Source organism: Bartonella sp. AS69XJJH, from assembly GCF_042195585.1.
GTDB lineage: Bacteria > Pseudomonadota > Alphaproteobacteria > Rhizobiales > Rhizobiaceae > Bartonella.
The window spans coordinates 1-864 of sequence record NZ_JBHIOO010000115.1 but is presented as its reverse complement, the minus strand read 5'-3'; the positions used below and the strand labels follow the sequence as shown (position 1 = coordinate 864).

Sequence of the window (864 nt, the reverse complement as noted above, 5' to 3'; positions counted from 1 at the left end):
TCTTACCAACCCTCCCCTATCCGAAAGCCACACCAGTGATCAGAATTTGGGGTAGCAAATCATGAAACCTTTTTGCATGGTTCTGGCAAATGGAGAAGACATCACCAAAACGCTTATGGATTATGTTTTATCGATTGAAATTACCGATGAAGCAGAAAACAAAAGTGATCGTATCACCATAGAGCTTGATGACCGCGCCCGTGACAGTGATAACGGCTTTCTTGATATTCCTCTTATCGGGACGGTTATTTCCATAACACTTGGCTATGAAGGCGGAAAAAACCGCGATATGGGAGCCTATCTGATAGATGAAATCTCTGTAAGCAGTCCACCACAAAGCTTAAGTGTTACAGGGCGCGCTGCATCAATGAACACGTCTTATAGAACCCCAAAAAGCCAATCCTATCACCAGCAAACCCTTGGCAGTATTGTTCAAGAGATAGCAGAGCGTAATGGCTATACAGCAAAGGTTGATCCTTCTCTTGCAAAAATCGTTGTGCGTCATATTGATCAAACATCAGAAAGCGATATGGCTTTTGCTACACGTCTTGCAGGAGAATATGATGCGGTAGCAAAGCCCGTTGATGGCAAACTTGTGCTCGCCAAACGGGGGGAAGGAAAAGCCATTACCGGTGAAACACTCCCTATTGTTGTTATTCATGAAAAACATTGCATCTCTTGGGATTTTAAATACAGCGCACGGGATGAAGCAGGTGCAGCCAATGGCTTAGAAACGGATGTGGGGGACGATCAAAAAGCCGCTGCTGATGCACGAGAACCAGAAGAGATTGATGATGATGAAAACTTTATCCATATGGATGACAGTGACAGAGCATCATCATCTGAATCGGAAAAAGCAGAAAA

At 44.1% G+C, this 864-nt stretch carries 1 protein-coding gene; it reads left to right on the top strand.

Annotation, left to right across the window (positions count from 1 at the left end):
• Window positions 1–61 precede the first annotated feature (61 nt).
• Window positions 62–864 (top strand): phage late control D family protein (locus tag ACFIK6_RS10355; RefSeq protein WP_375642765.1); only part of this gene is annotated, 803 nt, incomplete at its 3' end.